10 protein-coding genes are annotated in these 14322 nt (G+C 67.3%); 3 read left to right on the top strand and 7 right to left on the bottom strand.

Annotated features, from left to right (window positions below; genetic code table 11):
- Positions 1 to 174: 174 nt before the first annotated feature.
- The 3 genes from GY40_RS18160 to GY40_RS18150 form a co-directional block, all read right to left on the bottom strand.
- Positions 175 to 1107, bottom strand: coding sequence for an aldo/keto reductase (locus tag GY40_RS18160; RefSeq protein ID WP_038365019.1), 933 nt, complete (start codon positions 1105 to 1107; stop codon positions 175 to 177).
- 249 nt (positions 1108 to 1356) lie between these two features.
- Positions 1357 to 3180 carry a translational GTPase TypA gene (typA, locus tag GY40_RS18155; protein ID WP_038365017.1) on the bottom strand — a complete coding sequence of 608 codons (1824 nt, stop codon included), beginning with the start codon at positions 3178 to 3180 and terminating at the stop codon, positions 1357 to 1359.
- A gap of 153 nt (positions 3181 to 3333) precedes the next feature.
- On the bottom strand, positions 3334 to 4605 hold the full coding sequence (locus GY40_RS18150; RefSeq protein ID WP_051988245.1) for a TAXI family TRAP transporter solute-binding subunit: 1272 nt from the start codon (positions 4603 to 4605) through the stop codon (positions 3334 to 3336).
- Positions 4606 to 4798: 193 nt separating this feature from the next.
- On the opposite strand from GY40_RS18150, the gene GY40_RS18145 reads away from it, so the two are divergent.
- The 3 genes from GY40_RS18145 to GY40_RS18135 all read left to right on the top strand — a co-directional run bounded on the left by GY40_RS18145 (position 4799) and on the right by GY40_RS18135 (position 8753).
- Entirely contained in the window at positions 4799 to 5479 is a 681-nt protein-coding gene (locus GY40_RS18145) for a phosphoribosylanthranilate isomerase (RefSeq protein WP_038365014.1), read from the top strand.
- The gene (gene trpB, locus GY40_RS18140; RefSeq protein WP_038365011.1) at positions 5476 to 6693 is read left to right on the top strand and encodes a tryptophan synthase subunit beta; all 1218 of its coding nucleotides are present in this window, start codon (positions 5476 to 5478) and stop codon (positions 6691 to 6693) included. Before GY40_RS18145 ends, trpB begins: the two co-directional genes overlap by 4 nt.
- A 134-nt stretch (positions 6694 to 6827) precedes the next feature.
- Complete coding sequence (locus tag GY40_RS18135) at positions 6828 to 8753, top strand: glycosyltransferase (RefSeq protein WP_051988244.1); 1926 nt, start codon at positions 6828 to 6830, stop codon at positions 8751 to 8753.
- On the opposite strand, the gene GY40_RS18130 is transcribed toward GY40_RS18135, so the two are convergent.
- The 4 genes from GY40_RS18130 to recQ all read right to left on the bottom strand — a co-directional run bounded on the left by GY40_RS18130 (position 8698) and on the right by recQ (position 14102).
- Positions 8698 to 9294, bottom strand: coding sequence for an SCO family protein (locus tag GY40_RS18130; protein ID WP_038365314.1), 597 nt, complete (start codon positions 9292 to 9294; stop codon positions 8698 to 8700). The two genes, GY40_RS18135 and GY40_RS18130, sit on opposite strands and share 56 nt — an antisense overlap.
- 30 nt (positions 9295 to 9324) lie before the next feature.
- The gene (locus tag GY40_RS27655; protein WP_156115994.1) at positions 9325 to 9501 is read right to left on the bottom strand and encodes a hypothetical protein; all 177 of its coding nucleotides are present in this window, start codon (positions 9499 to 9501) and stop codon (positions 9325 to 9327) included.
- Positions 9502 to 9568: 67 nt separating this feature from the next.
- Entirely contained in the window at positions 9569 to 12007 is a 2439-nt protein-coding gene (gene gyrB, locus GY40_RS18125; RefSeq protein WP_038365008.1) for a DNA topoisomerase (ATP-hydrolyzing) subunit B, read from the bottom strand.
- Positions 12008 to 12263: 256 nt separating this feature from the next.
- The gene (recQ, locus tag GY40_RS18120) at positions 12264 to 14102 is read right to left on the bottom strand and encodes a DNA helicase RecQ (RefSeq protein WP_038365313.1); all 1839 of its coding nucleotides are present in this window, start codon (positions 14100 to 14102) and stop codon (positions 12264 to 12266) included.
- Positions 14103 to 14322 lie beyond the last annotated feature (220 nt).

The raw sequence follows: 14322 nt of genomic DNA, 5'->3' as shown, positions 1-14322 counted from the left end.
GGCGCGGGCCCCTCTCCCCGAGGGAGAGGGCAGGGTGAGGGGAAGGCCGTTGGACGGGCTTCCGTAAGGTGGCCGCTGCTGCGGGGAAGGCTGGGCGCCCCACTGGTCAAACGGCCTACACCTCACCCCTGCCCCTCTCCTTACAGGAGAGCGGTTCGCGTTGCGTTTCCGGGCCTACTTCACGATCTCATCGATCTCAGCCAGCTCTCCCGCCGTCAGGGCCCAGTCGGCCGCCTTCACATTGGCCGCGATCTGCTCCGGCTTGGTCGCGCCGGCGATGACGCTGGAGACGACCGGTTGCGCCGCCAGCCAGGAGAAGGCGAGCTCGACGAGGCTGTGGCCGCGCTGCTCGGCGAAGGCGGTCAACCCCTCGATCTTGCGCCAGTTCTCCTCGCTGAAGATCTGGCCGGCGCGCTCCGGCAGCTTGGTCAGCCGCGCGCCTTCCGGCATCGCCGCGCCGCGTTTGTACTTGCCGGTGAGCGCGCCATTGGCGAGCGGGAAATAGGGCAGCAGACCCATGCCGTAATGGGCGATCGCCGGGATCAGATCCTGCTCGGCGCCGCGCTTCAGCAGGCTGTACTCGTCCTGCGCCGAGGCGAAGCCGGTGAGGCCGAGATCGCGCGCCGTCCATTGCGCATCGGCCACCTGCCAGGCGACCATGTTGGAGCAGCCGATATAGCGGACCTTACCCTGGGTCACGAGGTCTTCCAGCGCGCGCAGCGTCTCGTCGATCGGCGTCAGCGGGTCGGGCTTGTGGAACTGGTAGAGATCGATCCAGTCGGTCTTCAGCCGCTGCAGCGACTCTTCGACGGCGGTCATGATGTAGCGGCGAGAGCCGCCCTCGCCGCCATGGAACATCTTCATGCCGAATTTGGAGGCGAGCACGATGTCCTTGCGGCGCGCGCCCAGCACCTGGCCGAGCGCGGTCTCCGAACCGCCCTTCTCGCCATAGATGTCGGCCGTGTCGAACAGCGTGATGCCGTGCTCGATGGCGGCATCGACGACCTTGCGCGTCGCCTCGAGATCGATGCGGCCGCCGAAATTGTTGCAGCCGAGGCCGACGAGCGAGACGCGCAGGCCCGAGCGGCCGAGATTGCGGAACTGCATGGCGATGGTCCTTCCCCTTTCGCATCGGACCGAAAAGCGGGCTCCACTTTTCGGAAAAATCCGATGCGATAACACCGTGATAGATCACCGTGACCGCGTCCGGTCGGACGCGCGATGATCTAGAGGCGCGCAGAGGACCAGAGCGCGTGCGCGAGGGCAATCGCCCGGTGCGTCATCTTCGGGCTGCGCTGAGCGCAGACCCGGCTTCAGATCAAAAAAATGCCCGGGTCAGGACCCGGGCATTGCCGATCAGGCCACTTCGGCCTTCATCTTCTGCGAGCGCTTGCGCTCGTTGGGGTCGAGGATGGCCTTGCGCAGGCGGATCGACTTCGGCGTGACCTCGACGAGCTCGTCGTCGTCGATCCAGGCCAGCGAGCGCTCCAGCGTCATGCGGATCGGCGGCGTCAGGCGCACGGCCTCGTCCTTCGACGTCGTGCGGATGTTGGTGAGCTTCTTGCCCTTGAGCACGTTCACCTCGAGGTCGTTCTCGCGGGTGTGCTCGCCGACGATCATGCCCTGATAGACCTTCCAGCCGGGCTCGATCATCATCGGGCCGCGATCTTCGAGGTTCCACAGCGCGTAGGCGACGGCCTCGCCGGTCTCCATCGCGATCAGCACGCCGTTGCGGCGCCCGCCGATCTCGCCCTTGTAGGGCAGGTAGTCATGGAACAGGCGGTTCATGATCGCCGTGCCACGCGTGTCGGTCAGGAGCTCGCCCTGATAGCCGATCAGGCCGCGCGTCGGGGCATGGAACATCAGGCGCAGGCGATTGCCGCCGGAGGGACGCATCTCCAGCATGTCGGCCTTGCGCTCCGACATCTTCTGTACGACGACGCCGGAATGCTCCTCGTCGACGTCGATGATGACCTCCTCGATCGGCTCCAGGAGCTGGCCGCTCTCGTCGCGCTTGAGCACGACGCGGGGACGCGAGACGCCGAGCTCGAAGCCCTCGCGGCGCATCGTCTCGATCAGGATCGCGAGCTGCAATTCACCGCGGCCGGAGACGATGTAGCTGTCCTTGTCGGAGGCTTCCTCGATCTTCAGCGCGACATTGCCCTCGGCCTCCTTGAGCAGGCGGTCGCGGATGACGCGGGTGGTGACCTTGTCGCCCTCGGTGCCGGCGAGCGGCGAGTCGTTGACCATGAAGGTCATCGACACCGTCGGCGGGTCGATCGGCTGGGCCTCGATCGGCTCGGTGACGGAGGGGTCGCAGAAGGTGTCGGCGACCGAGCCCTTCACCAGGCCCGCGATCGAGACGATGTCGCCCGGAATCGCTTCCTCGATCGGCGTGCGCTCGAGGCCGCGGAAGGCGAGGATCTTGGTGATGCGGCCGGTCTCGACGGTGGAGCCGTCGCCCGAGAGCACCTTGATCTGCTGGTTCGGCTTGGCCGTGCCGGAGACCACGCGGCCGGTGATGATGCGGCCGAGATAGGGGTTGGCCTCCAGCAGCGTGCCGATCATCCGGAACGGGCCTTCCTCGACGCGCGGCTCGGGCACATGCGAGAGGATCAGGTCGTACATCGGGGCCAGGCCCTGGTCCTGCGGGCCGGCCGGATCATGCGCCATCCAGCCCTGCTTGCCCGAACCGTAGAGGATCGGGAAGTCGAGCTGCTCGTCGGTCGCGTCGAGCGCGGCGAAGAGATCGAAGACCTCATTGATGACTTCGGTGGTGCGGGCGTCGGGCTTGTCGACCTTGTTGATCGCCACGATGGGCTTGAGGCCGAGCTTCAGCGCCTTGGAGACCACGAACTTGGTCTGCGGCATCGGGCCCTCGGCCGCGTCGACCAGCACGATGGCCGAATCGACCATGTTCAGGATGCGCTCGACCTCGCCGCCGAAATCGGCGTGGCCGGGGGTGTCGACAATGTTGATGCGCGTGTCCTTCCAGACGACCGAGGTCGCCTTGGCCAGGATGGTGATGCCGCGCTCCTTCTCGAGGTCGTTGGAATCCATCACGCGCTCGATGACGCGCTGGTTGTCGCGGTAGGTGCCGGACTGCTGCAGCAGCTTGTCGACGAGCGTGGTCTTGCCATGGTCGACGTGCGCGATGATGGCGATGTTGCGCATGGACATGCGGATAGGGCCTTGCTTTCAAGGCCACGAGCCGGTCAGGTTCAAAGCCCTGCCGGCGCAGCCCGTTTCACGTGAATCTGGAATTCGTTGCGCTGCACATAAACGTTGGCGGCCGTTTCGGCAACCGCAGCCGGTGCCGAAAGGTGAACGGGCTCAACCTTCGGCCAGTGCCCGCTGCCGCTCGGCGACGGCCCGGCCGACCTGATCGATGGCGAGGCGGTAGGCCGCGAGCGCGGCCGCATCGAGATCGCCCTTGGCATAATCGGCGAGCACGCGGGTCAGGACCATGTCCGCCTCGCGGCCGAGCCGGGCCAGTTCCGCCTCGTCCTCGCAGGAGCGGATGGTGCCGAGCAGCTCCAGCAATGTGTCGAGGCCGGCCATGGCGCGGCGGCGGCGGGTGGCGCCCTCGCGGCCGAGGATCGTGGCCGCGCCGGTGCCGAGCGCCGACAGCGCCATCGCGCCGATATAGAACCAGTCGCCATAGCGGTCGAAGAAGCTCTCCTGCTCGCCATCGATATAGGCGGCGGCGCCGGTATGGACCGGCAGCGGCGCATCCTTGTCGGTCGAGGGCGTCTCCAGCGCCTGGATCGCGGGCAGCTCGCTCGCCAGCGTGAGCCTGAGCGCGAGGATATCCTTGGTCAGGTTGCCGACGAGCGTGTCGTCGAGGCTCTGGGCGGCGACGAGGCGCGAGGTGATTGCGATGGTCTGCAGGCTCTCGGCCGGGCGCGGCGGGTCGCCGCCCAGCGCGCCGCGCACGATCTCGCCGGTCTCGATCGCGCGGTAATGAGCCGCGAGCGCATCGGCTTCGCGGATCGGGATCAGCACCGGATCCTCGCCCCAGGCCTCGCGCAGCCGGCGCAAGCCGTCATTGTTGGTGTGGGAGCCGACCGCATTGATCGAGAAGAAGGCGTCGATGCGCCTGTCCTTCGCCGCGGTGACGATCTCGTCCTGTGTCAGCCCGACGATCTCGACCTCTTCCGGCCTCACCTCGTACTGCGCCAGCACCCGCTTCAGCAGCACGATATTGCCGGCCGGATTGCGTCCGACACCGATCCTGCGGCCGCGCAGATCGGCGATGCGGCCGATCGCGGTCTCCTTCGTCGTGATGATGAAGGGAAAGGTCCGGCGGGTGATGAGCACGGTGTCGGCCGTCGAGGGCATGGCGATATCGGCCCGAAGCAAGGCGAGGTCGGCTTCGCCGGCATCGATCCGCTTCGCGCTGTCCTCGGCCCCCTCGGTCAGGAGGAGGCGGATGCGGACATCGGCCTTATCCCGGTTGAGCCCCTGCACGAAGGCGGCGGCCATGCGCGCATCCTCCGAGCCGAGCGGCCCCACTGCGAGGCGCAGCGTGCGCGGTTGGCTATAGATATAGAGGGCTGCGGCGGTGACGCCGAGGATGGCGAGCAGGGCCGCCGCAATGGTCAATACGCTCCACCGCATCGCGAAACCGGCTACGCCCCTTGTCTTCGCCCCGTTACAGCATCGCTTCCTTCGCCACCATGTCGCAAGTGTGGCATGGAATCGGCCCACTGCGCAGATGACGCGACTATGCTAGATGCCCGTCCGGCAATCGAAGCCCTCAGCGTGAAGGCTTTCAAACCGGCGCTAAGACGGAACGATGGTAAACGCAGCCTTAACGATCAAGATCTGCGGCCTCTCGACTCCCGAGACGCTGGACGCGGCGCTCAGCGGCGGCGCCGACATGATCGGCTTCGTCTTCCATCCGAAGAGCCCGCGCTTCGTCACGCCGGAACGCGCTGCGGAACTCGCCGCACAGGCGCGCGGCAAGGCGGAAATCGTCGCGCTGATCGTCGATTGGGACGAAAAGCGCGCGGCCGATCTGGTGGAATTGCTGAAGCCGGACCGGCTGCAATTGCATGGCTCGGAATCGCCGGAGCTCGCCGCGGCCATCGCCTCGGCGAGCGGCAGGCCGGTGATGAAGGCGCTCGGCGTCGCGACGGCGGCCGATCTGGATCGCGTCCCGCGCTATGCGGCCGTGGTCGATCGCATCCTGCTCGATGCCAAGCCGCCGAAGGACGCCGCCTTCCCCGGCGGGCATGGCCGCGCCTTCGACTGGACATTGCTGACCGGCCTCGACCCTGCGCTGCGCTTCATGCTATCGGGCGGGCTCGATCCGGCGAATGTCGCGGAGGCGATCCGGGTGACCCGGCCGGCCGGCGTTGACGTATCAAGCGGCGTCGAGCGCGCGCCGGGCGTCAAGGATCCGGCCCGGATCGCGGAATTCATCGCATCGGCCCGCAAGGCCGCGGCGGCAATGCAGGAAGGTTTGACGGCATGAACGCCCCCTCCAGCCCGAACAGCTACCGCAACGGCCCGGACGAGAACGGCCGCTTCGGGATGTTCGGCGGCCGCTTCGTCGCCGAGACGCTGATGCCGCTGATCCTCGAGCTGGAGGAAGCCTACAACGCCGCCAAGGCCGATCCCGCCTATCATGCCGAGATGGCCTATGGGTTGAAGCACTATGTCGGCCGGCCCTCGCCGCTCTATTTCGCCGAGCGCCTGACCGAGCATTTCGATGGCGCCAAGATCTATCTGAAGCGCGAGGAGCTGAACCATACCGGCTCCCACAAGGTGAACAACGTGCTCGGCCAGATCCTGCTGGCGCGGCGCATGGGCAAGAAGCGCATCATCGCCGAGACCGGCGCCGGCCAGCACGGCGTCGCGACCGCGACGCTCTGCGCCCGCTACGGGCTCGAATGCATCGTCTATATGGGCGCGGTCGACGTCGCCCGTCAGGCGCCGAACGTCTTCCGCATGCAGATGCTCGGTGCCACCGTCGTGCCGGTCGAATCCGGCACGAAGACGCTGAAGGACGCCATGAACGAGGCGCTGCGCGACTGGGTGACCAATGTCGCGACGACCTTCTACTGCATCGGCACGGTGGCCGGGCCCCATCCCTATCCGGCGATGGTGCGCGATTTCCAGTCGATCATCGGCAAGGAGACCCGCGAGCAGATGCAGGAAGCCGAAGGCCGCCTGCCGGATTCGCTGATCGCCTGCATCGGCGGCGGCTCGAACGCGATGGGGCTGTTCCACCCCTTCCTCGACGATTCCAGCGTCGAGATCTACGGCGTCGAGGCCGCTGGCCACGGCATCCCGAGCGGCCTGCATGCCGCCTCGCTCACCGGCGGACGCCCCGGCGTGCTGCACGGCAACCGCACCTTCCTGCTGATGGACGACGACGGGCAGATCAAGGACGCCCATTCGATCTCGGCCGGGCTCGACTATCCCGGCATCGGGCCGGAGCATTCCTGGCTGCACGATGTCGGCCGGGTGAAATACCTCTCGGCCACCGACGAAGAGGCACTGGAAGCCTTCCAGCTTCTCTCGCGGCTGGAAGGCATCATTCCCGCGCTCGAAAGCGCGCATGCGCTGGCGCGCGTCGCTGAACTCGCCCCGCAGAAGCCGAAGGACCATCTGATGGTGGTCAGCCTCTCCGGCCGCGGCGACAAGGACATCCCGCAGGTCGCGGAGATCCTGGCGGGGCGCTGACGGCACGCCCGTCGGCCCGGAAATTCCGAAAGTCGTACGACTTCGCGACTCGACTCGCGCGCCTGAAACCGCAACCATAGGTTTGCCGGGCGTGCTGGGCGCCCGGCTGGCGTGGCGTCGGACGGGATTGGACCGTGGGGGGCGACGGTCGGGGCGATGTTGTCGATCCGCAGGGGCGCGGCTTCGCCGATTTGCCCGTCGAGATCGCTTTTCTCCCCCGCCACGGCGTCGTGCCGGCCGGCCTTGCCCTTGCCGCGCGTCGCGCGCGGCGCTACGGCACCGACGCGGTGCGCGAGGTTTTCGCGCTCGGGTTGATCGATCAGGAGAGCTATTATCGGGCGCTCGCTGCCGAGCTCGGCCTGCCTTTCCATACCGACGCCTTCGATCTCCCGTCCGGTGGCCGGCATGAGGCGATCCTGCGCGGCGGCATCGCTCCTTTGGCGGGACGGGTGAACCCGCGCTTGCGCTTCCTGCTCGCGCCCGAAGGCGCCGCCCTGCGCCATATGATCTCGGCCGGGCCGCGCCACCGCGACGATGTCGCGGTCACCACGCCCCGTCGCTTCGCGGACCGCCTGCGGGAGGCCAATGGCGAAGGGCTGGCCCGATCTGCTGCCGGGCTCGACGAGCCGGGCCTTGCGCGTGACAGCGCCCGCACCGGCGCCAGCCGCGGCCAGGTCGCCGCGACCGGCATCGGCCTCGCGACGGCAACGCTCGGGGGCATCTTCGCGCCGCTGGAGAGCTTCTTCGCGCTTGCCCTGCTGCTCGGGCCGCTGTTTCTGGGGCTCATCCTGCTCAGGCTTGCGGCCTCGATCGAGCGCACCTCCCCCGATCTCTGGCGCACCCAGCGCTGGCGCCTCGATGACAGCCGTTTGCCGGTCTACACCGTCGCCGTGCCGATGTACCGGGAGGAGGCGGTGCTGCGGCAGATGCTCCGGGCGCTGTCGGAGCTGGACTACCCACCGGCCAAGCTGGACATTCGCCTGCTGGTCGAAGCTGAAGATGCCGGCATGCGGGCGGCGCTCGCGCCGATGTCCCTGCCGGCGCATGTCACCGTCACGATCGTGCCGCCCGGCCAGCCCCGGACGAAGCCGCGGGCGCTGAACCTCGCATTGCTCGAGGCGCGCGGGAGCCTCTTCACCATCTTCGACGCCGAGGACATTCCCGATCCCCAGCAATTGCGGCTGGCGGCAGCACGCTTCCATCGCGCTTCCGACGATCTCGCCTGCCTCCAGGCACGGCTGGTGATCGACCATGCCGAGGAGGGCCTGCTGCCGGCCTTGTTCGCGTTGGAATATGCAGGGCTTTTCGAGGTGCTCAATCCCGGGCTGCTGCGCGCCCGGTTGCCGATCATGCTGGGCGGCACCTCCAATCATTTCCGGACTGATGTGCTTCGGGCGCTGGGCGGCTGGGACGCCTGGAACGTCACCGAGGATGCCGATCTCGCGGTTCGGCTGGCCAGGGCCGGCTACCGTATCGGCGATCTGCCGTCGGATACGCGCGAGGAGGCCCCGGTCACGGTCAAGGCCTGGCTCAGCCAGCGTTCACGCTGGATCAAGGGCTACATGCAGACGGCGGTGACGCATTCGCGCGCGCCGTTGAAACTGCTGCGCGAGGCCGGCTTCGCCGCGACCTTCGCCTTCGCGTCGCTGGCGCTGGGCACGATCGTGACGGCGCTCGGCTATCCCGTTTTCGCGGTCGCGACGCTCATCGCCTATTGGGAGGGCTCGCTCTTCGACCCGGCGAGCGCGCTGACCACCGTGACATCGGCCTTTGCGCTGTCGATCTGGCTCTTCGGCACGCTCTCGCTGTTCCTGCCACCGGCCATCGGCGCGCTGCGCCGGCGCGACCCGAGCCTGTTATGGCTGCTGCCGTTGCTGCCGCTCTATTACGGGCTGGTCTCGGTCGCGGCCTGGATGGCCTTTTACGAATACTTCGCCCGGCGCTTCGCCTGGAACAAGACGGAGCACGGGCTGGCGCGCCGGCGGACGCCGCCGGCCGAGGCCGTCAGCTCTGGCGAAGCCACTCCGTCGCCGCCTGCGCCGGTGCCTGTTCGATATTGAAGGCGCCGACGAAGCTGCCATCCTTGCCCATCAGATAGACCAGCGCGGTATGGTCCATCGTGTAGTCGCCATCCTTGAGCGGCGTCTTCTTCGCATAAGCGCGATAAGCCTTGATCGTCGCATCGATCGCCGCGCGATCGCCGGTGAGGCCGATGATGCGCGGATCGAAGGAGCTGAGATAGCTCTTCATCACCTCCGGCGTGTCGCGCTCGGGATCGACGGTCACGAACAGCGCCTTCAGGTTCTTGGCCTTGTCGCTTTCGCCGGCGGCGCGCAGCGCTTCGGAGATCTCGAAGAGCTTGGTCGGGCAGACATCGGGGCAATGGGTGAAGCCGAAGAAGACCAGGAAGGGCGAGCCGCGCAGATCCGTATCGGAGAGCGGCTTGCCGTCCTGCGTGGTCAGGGTGAAGGGGCCGCCGACGCTGGCCGTCCCGCTCCCCGTCGTCCGGCCACCGGGGGAGAAGGTGAGGATCGCCGCTGCGGCGAGCGCGAGCGCGCCGGCGAGGAAGACGACGAGGGGCAGGATGAGGCGGCGATTCACGGTGATGTCCCGAAGAGAAGCTGGAGACCGCTAGAAGCAGGCGACGATGGCGGCGATCAGACCGTCGGTGAACAGCCGGCTGCCCTCGCGCCACCACAGCAGCAGGCCGGTCAGAACCAGAGCGAGAGCCCCGCCGGCGAGCAGCAGGATGCCAGCCCGGCCGGGCGGGCCGCTCTCGACACCGGGTTGTTGCTCCGTCTGGGCCATGACCGGACCATAACGCCGAAGCCGGAGCGCCGAAAGCGCTCCGGTGACGCAGGCCGTTGCTGTGGGATCAGATGTCGACGGTTGCGTTCAGCGCGTTGGTCTGGATGAATTCGCGCCGCGGCTCGACGACGTCGCCCATCAGCTTGACGAAGAGGTCGTCGGCCTCGTCGTTCTGGTCGTTCTTGACGCGCAGCAGCGTGCGCACGTCGCGATCGAGCGTCGTCTCCCAGAGCTGGTCGGGGTTCATCTCGCCCAGTCCTTTGTAGCGCTGCAGCGCGACGCCCTTCTTGCCGATGGTCGAGACCGCATCGAACAGGTCGGTGGGGCCGTTGATCGGGAAGGAATCGCCCTTGCGGGTGAGCATTGCCGGCTTGGCATAGGCTTCCTGCAGGGAACCCGCCGCGGCATCGAGCTTGCGGGCTTCCGCACTGGCGAGGAGGCCTGCGTCAATGGTCGCCGCCTGCTTCACGCCGCGGATCATGCGCGAGAACACGAAGCCGCCTTCGCTCACCTTGCCTTCCCAGCCGCGCTCCAGCTCGTCCGAGATCGCATCGAGGCGGCGCGCGACAGAGGCTGCCGCCTCGTTCGCCTGAGCCTCGTTCTCCTCGCTCACCGGATGCAGCACGCCGGCGATCGCCATCTGCTCGACGATGCGCCGGTCATAGCGGGAATGAAGCTGGCCCAGCGCGTTGCGGACGTTGCGGGCTTCCTCGATCAGCACCCTGAGATCGGCGCCGGCCCGTTCCACGCCCTCGCTGGTGCGGAAGGTCGCGCCGTCCAGCGTCGAATCGATCAGGTACTCCTCCAGCGCCCGCTCGTCCTTGAGATAGACATGGCTCTTGCCGCGCGCCGCCTTGTAGAGCGGCGGTTGGGCGATGAAGAGATGGCCGGCATCGATCAGTTCCGGCATCTGCCGGTAGAAGAAGGTCAAGAGCAGCGTACGGATATGGGCGCCGTCGACGTCGGCGTCGGTCATGATGATGATCTTGTGGTAGCGCAGCTTCGCCAGGTTGAAGCCGCCCTGCTCGGCATCGGCGCGGCCGATGCCGGCGCCCAGCGCCGTGATCAGCGTGCCGACCTGATCCGACGAGAGCATCTTGTCGAAGCGCGCGCGCTCGACGTTCAGGATCTTGCCGCGCAGCGGCAGCACGGCCTGGTATTCGCGGGCGCGGCCCTGCTTGGCGGAGCCGCCGGCCGAGTCACCCTCGACGATGAAGAGTTCGGATTTGGCGGGATCCCTCTCCTGGCAATCAGCCAATTTGCCCGGGAGCGAGGCGATATCGAGCGCGCCCTTGCGGCGGGTGAGGTCGCGCGCCTTGCGGGCGGCCTCGCGGGCGGCAGCGGCTTCCGCCACCTTGCCGACGATGGTCTTGGCCTCGCCCGGATGCTCTTCGAGCCACTCCGAGAGAGCCTGATTGACCACATTCTCGACGACCGGGCGGACTTCCGAGGAAACCAGCTTGTCCTTGGTCTGCGAGGAGAATTTCGGGTCGGGAACCTTGACCGAGACGATCGCGGTCAGGCCCTCGCGGCAATCGTCGCCGGTGAGCGAGACCTTCTCCTTCTTGGAGATGCCGGAGCTTTCGGCATAGCCGGTGATCTGGCGCGTCAGCGCGGCGCGAAAGCCGGCAAGATGGGTGCCGCCGTCGCGCTGCGGGATGTTGTTGGTGAAGCAGAGCACGTTCTCGTGGTAGCTGTCGTTCCACCACAGCGCGACGTCGACGGTGATGCCGTCCTTCTCCGAGGTCAGCATGATCGGCTTGTCGATCACCGACGACTTGGCGCGGTCGAGATAGCGCACGAAGGCCTCGACGCCGCCGTCGTACATCAGCTCCTCGCGCACGATCTCGGCATGGCGCGCATCGGTCAGGACGATGCGCACGCCCGAGTTCAGGAAGGCGAGCTCGCGCAGGCGGTGTTCCAGCGTCTTGTAGTCGAACTCCACCATGGTGAAGGTCTCTTGCGACGGCAGGAAGGTCACCTCGGTGCCGCGCTTGTCGCCCTGCGGGCCAACGACCGCAAGCGGCGCCACTGCGTCGCCATGGCGGAACTCCATGTAGTGCTCGTGCCCGCCGCGCCAGATGCGCAGCTTGAGCGAAACCGAGAGCGCGTTGACGACGGAGACGCCGACGCCGTGCAGGCCGCCCGAGACCTTGTAGGAGTTCTGGTCGAACTTACCGCCGGCATGGAGCTGGGTCATGATGACCTCGGCGGCCGAAATGCCTTCCTCGCTGTGGATATCGGTGGGGATGCCGCGCCCATTGTCGCTGACCGTGACCGAGCCGTCGGCATTCAGCGTCACCGTGACGAGGTTAGCATGACCCGCCAGCGCCTCGTCGATGGCGTTGTCGACGACCTCGTAGACCATGTGATGCAGGCCCGAGCCGTCATCGGTGTCGCCGATATACATGCCAGGCCGCTTGCGAACGGCATCCAAGCCCTTGAGAACCTTGATGGAATCGGCGCCGTAGTCGTCGGGCTGGGCGCTGAGCGCGGCATCGGTCATGAAATGGTCCCTGAGCGGGCGAGCGAGCGCCCGCGATGATCCTGATTCGAAACGACAATATAGGGGCAGACGATGGCTTTTTCACGCGCCTACGCGTGCGTGTGCGTGGAGGGGCGGTTTGGTTCGCCTGCCTCGTCATTCCGGACAAGCCGCGAAGCGGCGCCGATCCGGAATCCATCGGAGGGCTCCGGCGTTCGACGATGGATTCCGGGTCTCCGCTTCGCTGCGCCCGGAATGACGACGGACAGGGTGAGCCTTAGCCTCGAAACTCCGAAATCGCCTCGACGAAGGCCTCGCCATATTGCGCGAGCTTGCGCTCGCCGACGCCCTCGATCGCCCGCATCTCGTCCAGGCCCAGCGGCCGCTCGCGCGCCATCGCGATCAGGGTCCGGTCGGTGAAGATGATATAGGCCGCCACGCCCTCCTCGCGGGCGATCTGGAGCCTGAGCTTACGCAGATGCTCGAACAGGCCGGCCGTGCCCTCGTCGAGCCCGTCGGCGCGGGCCGCGTCGCGCTCCGAGCGGCGGGAGCGTCGCTCGGCGAACGGGTCGGCCCGGAGCGCGATCTCCTCTCGGCCGAACAGGATGTCCTCGCCCTTCGGCGTCAGCTTGAAGCCGCCATGTTCGGCGCTGGCTTCGGCCAGCGCCCCGGCGGCGAAGAGCTTGCGCGTCAGCCCCATCCAGGCGGCCTTGGGCTTGTCGGCGCCGACGCCGAAGGTCTTCAGCCCGTCATGGTTCTGGCGGCGGATGACCTCGGTCGTCGTGCCCGTCAGGATATCGGCGAGATGGCCGGCGCCGAAGCGCTCGCCGGAACGGATCACGGCCGAGAGCAGCTTGCGCGCATCGAGCGTCGCATCCTGCAGTGCGGGCGCCTCGGCGCCGCAGAGATCGCAGCGGAACGGCGCGTTGCCATGCCGGCAAGGCGGCGTCTCCTCGCCGAAATAGGCCAGCAAGGCGCTGCGCCGGCAGAGCGCGTTCTCGCAGAGATCGATCATCGCGTTGAGGCGCTTGTGCTCGATGCGCCGGCGCTCGTCGTCGATCTGCTTCTCGTCGATCTGGCGGCGCCTCAGAGACATGTCGTCGACGCCATAGAGCGTCAGCGTATCCGCCGGCAGGCCGTCGCGCCCGGCGCGGCCGATCTCCTGGTAATAGCCCTCGATCGAGCCCGGCATATCGGCATGGACGACGAAGCGCACATCCGGCTTGTTGATGCCCATGCCGAAGGCGATGGTGGCGCAGACGACGACGCCGTCCTCCTGCAGGAAGATGTCCTGGTTACGGTTGCGCGTCTCCTGTTCGAGCCCGGCATGGTAGGGCAGGGCATTCCAGCCCTTTTCGCTGAGCGCCGTGGCGAGACGCTCGGTCTTGCTGCGCGAGGAGCAGTAGACGATGCCGGAGCCGTTGCGGTGCCGGCGCAGGAAGTCGTCGATCTGCCGGCGCGGCTGCTCCTTCGGCGCGAAGGCGAGTTTCAGGTTCGGCCGGTCGAAGGAATGCACCACCATGCGCGGCGGCTGCGGGAAGAGTTGCTGGGCGATATCGGCCTGGGTCTGCCGGTCGGCGGTGGCGGTCAGCGCCGTCACCGGCACGCCGCCCAGCGCCTCGCGCGTCTTGGCGAGCAGGCGATATTCCGGGCGGAAATCATGGCCCCATTGCGAGACGCAATGCGCCTCATCGATGGCGAGCCGAGTCACACCGAGCCGCTTCAGGCGGGTGACCAGTCCCTCGCCGGCCAAGCGTTCGGGCGAGACGAAGAGCAGCCGGAGATCGCCGGAATTGAGCTTGTCCCAGGCCTCGCTGGCCTCGCTCTCGCTGTTCATTGAGTTGAGCGAGGCGGCCGATACGCCGGCTCGCACGAGCTGGCCGACCTGGTCGCGCATCAGGGCGATCAAGGGCGAGACGACCAGCGTCAAGCCGCCCGCGACCAGCGCCGGCAATTGGTAGCACATCGACTTGCCGGAGCCCGTGGGCATCACCGCGAAGACGTCTTCGCCGTTGAGCGCGGCTGCGATCACCTCCCACTGGCCGGGGCGGAAATCATCGTAGCCCCAGACGGATTTGAGGATCGCGCGGGCGTCTGATTCGCGGGATGGCGACATGGACAAGGGATGTGCCGCAGCCGGGCGCGCTTGGCCAGCCTTTCGAGCCGAAAGCCTGTGTCGGTATCCTTCGGAGCCACCACCGTCATCCCAGGCTTGACCCGGGATCCATCGAAAGGCGCCGCGCTTTACGATGGATCCCGGATCTCCGCGGAGTTTAGCCTTGGGCCGATCGAAGATCGGACCCGAGGGCTTCGTCCGGGATGACGGCGTAAAGCTT

The sequence above is a fragment of the Allobosea sp. UNC402CLCol genome (assembly GCF_000745475.1).
GTDB lineage: Bacteria > Pseudomonadota > Alphaproteobacteria > Rhizobiales > Beijerinckiaceae > Allobosea > Allobosea spartocytisi.
The sequence above is the reverse complement of the archived record's forward strand: the minus strand, read 5'-3'. Positions and strand labels throughout refer to the sequence as shown.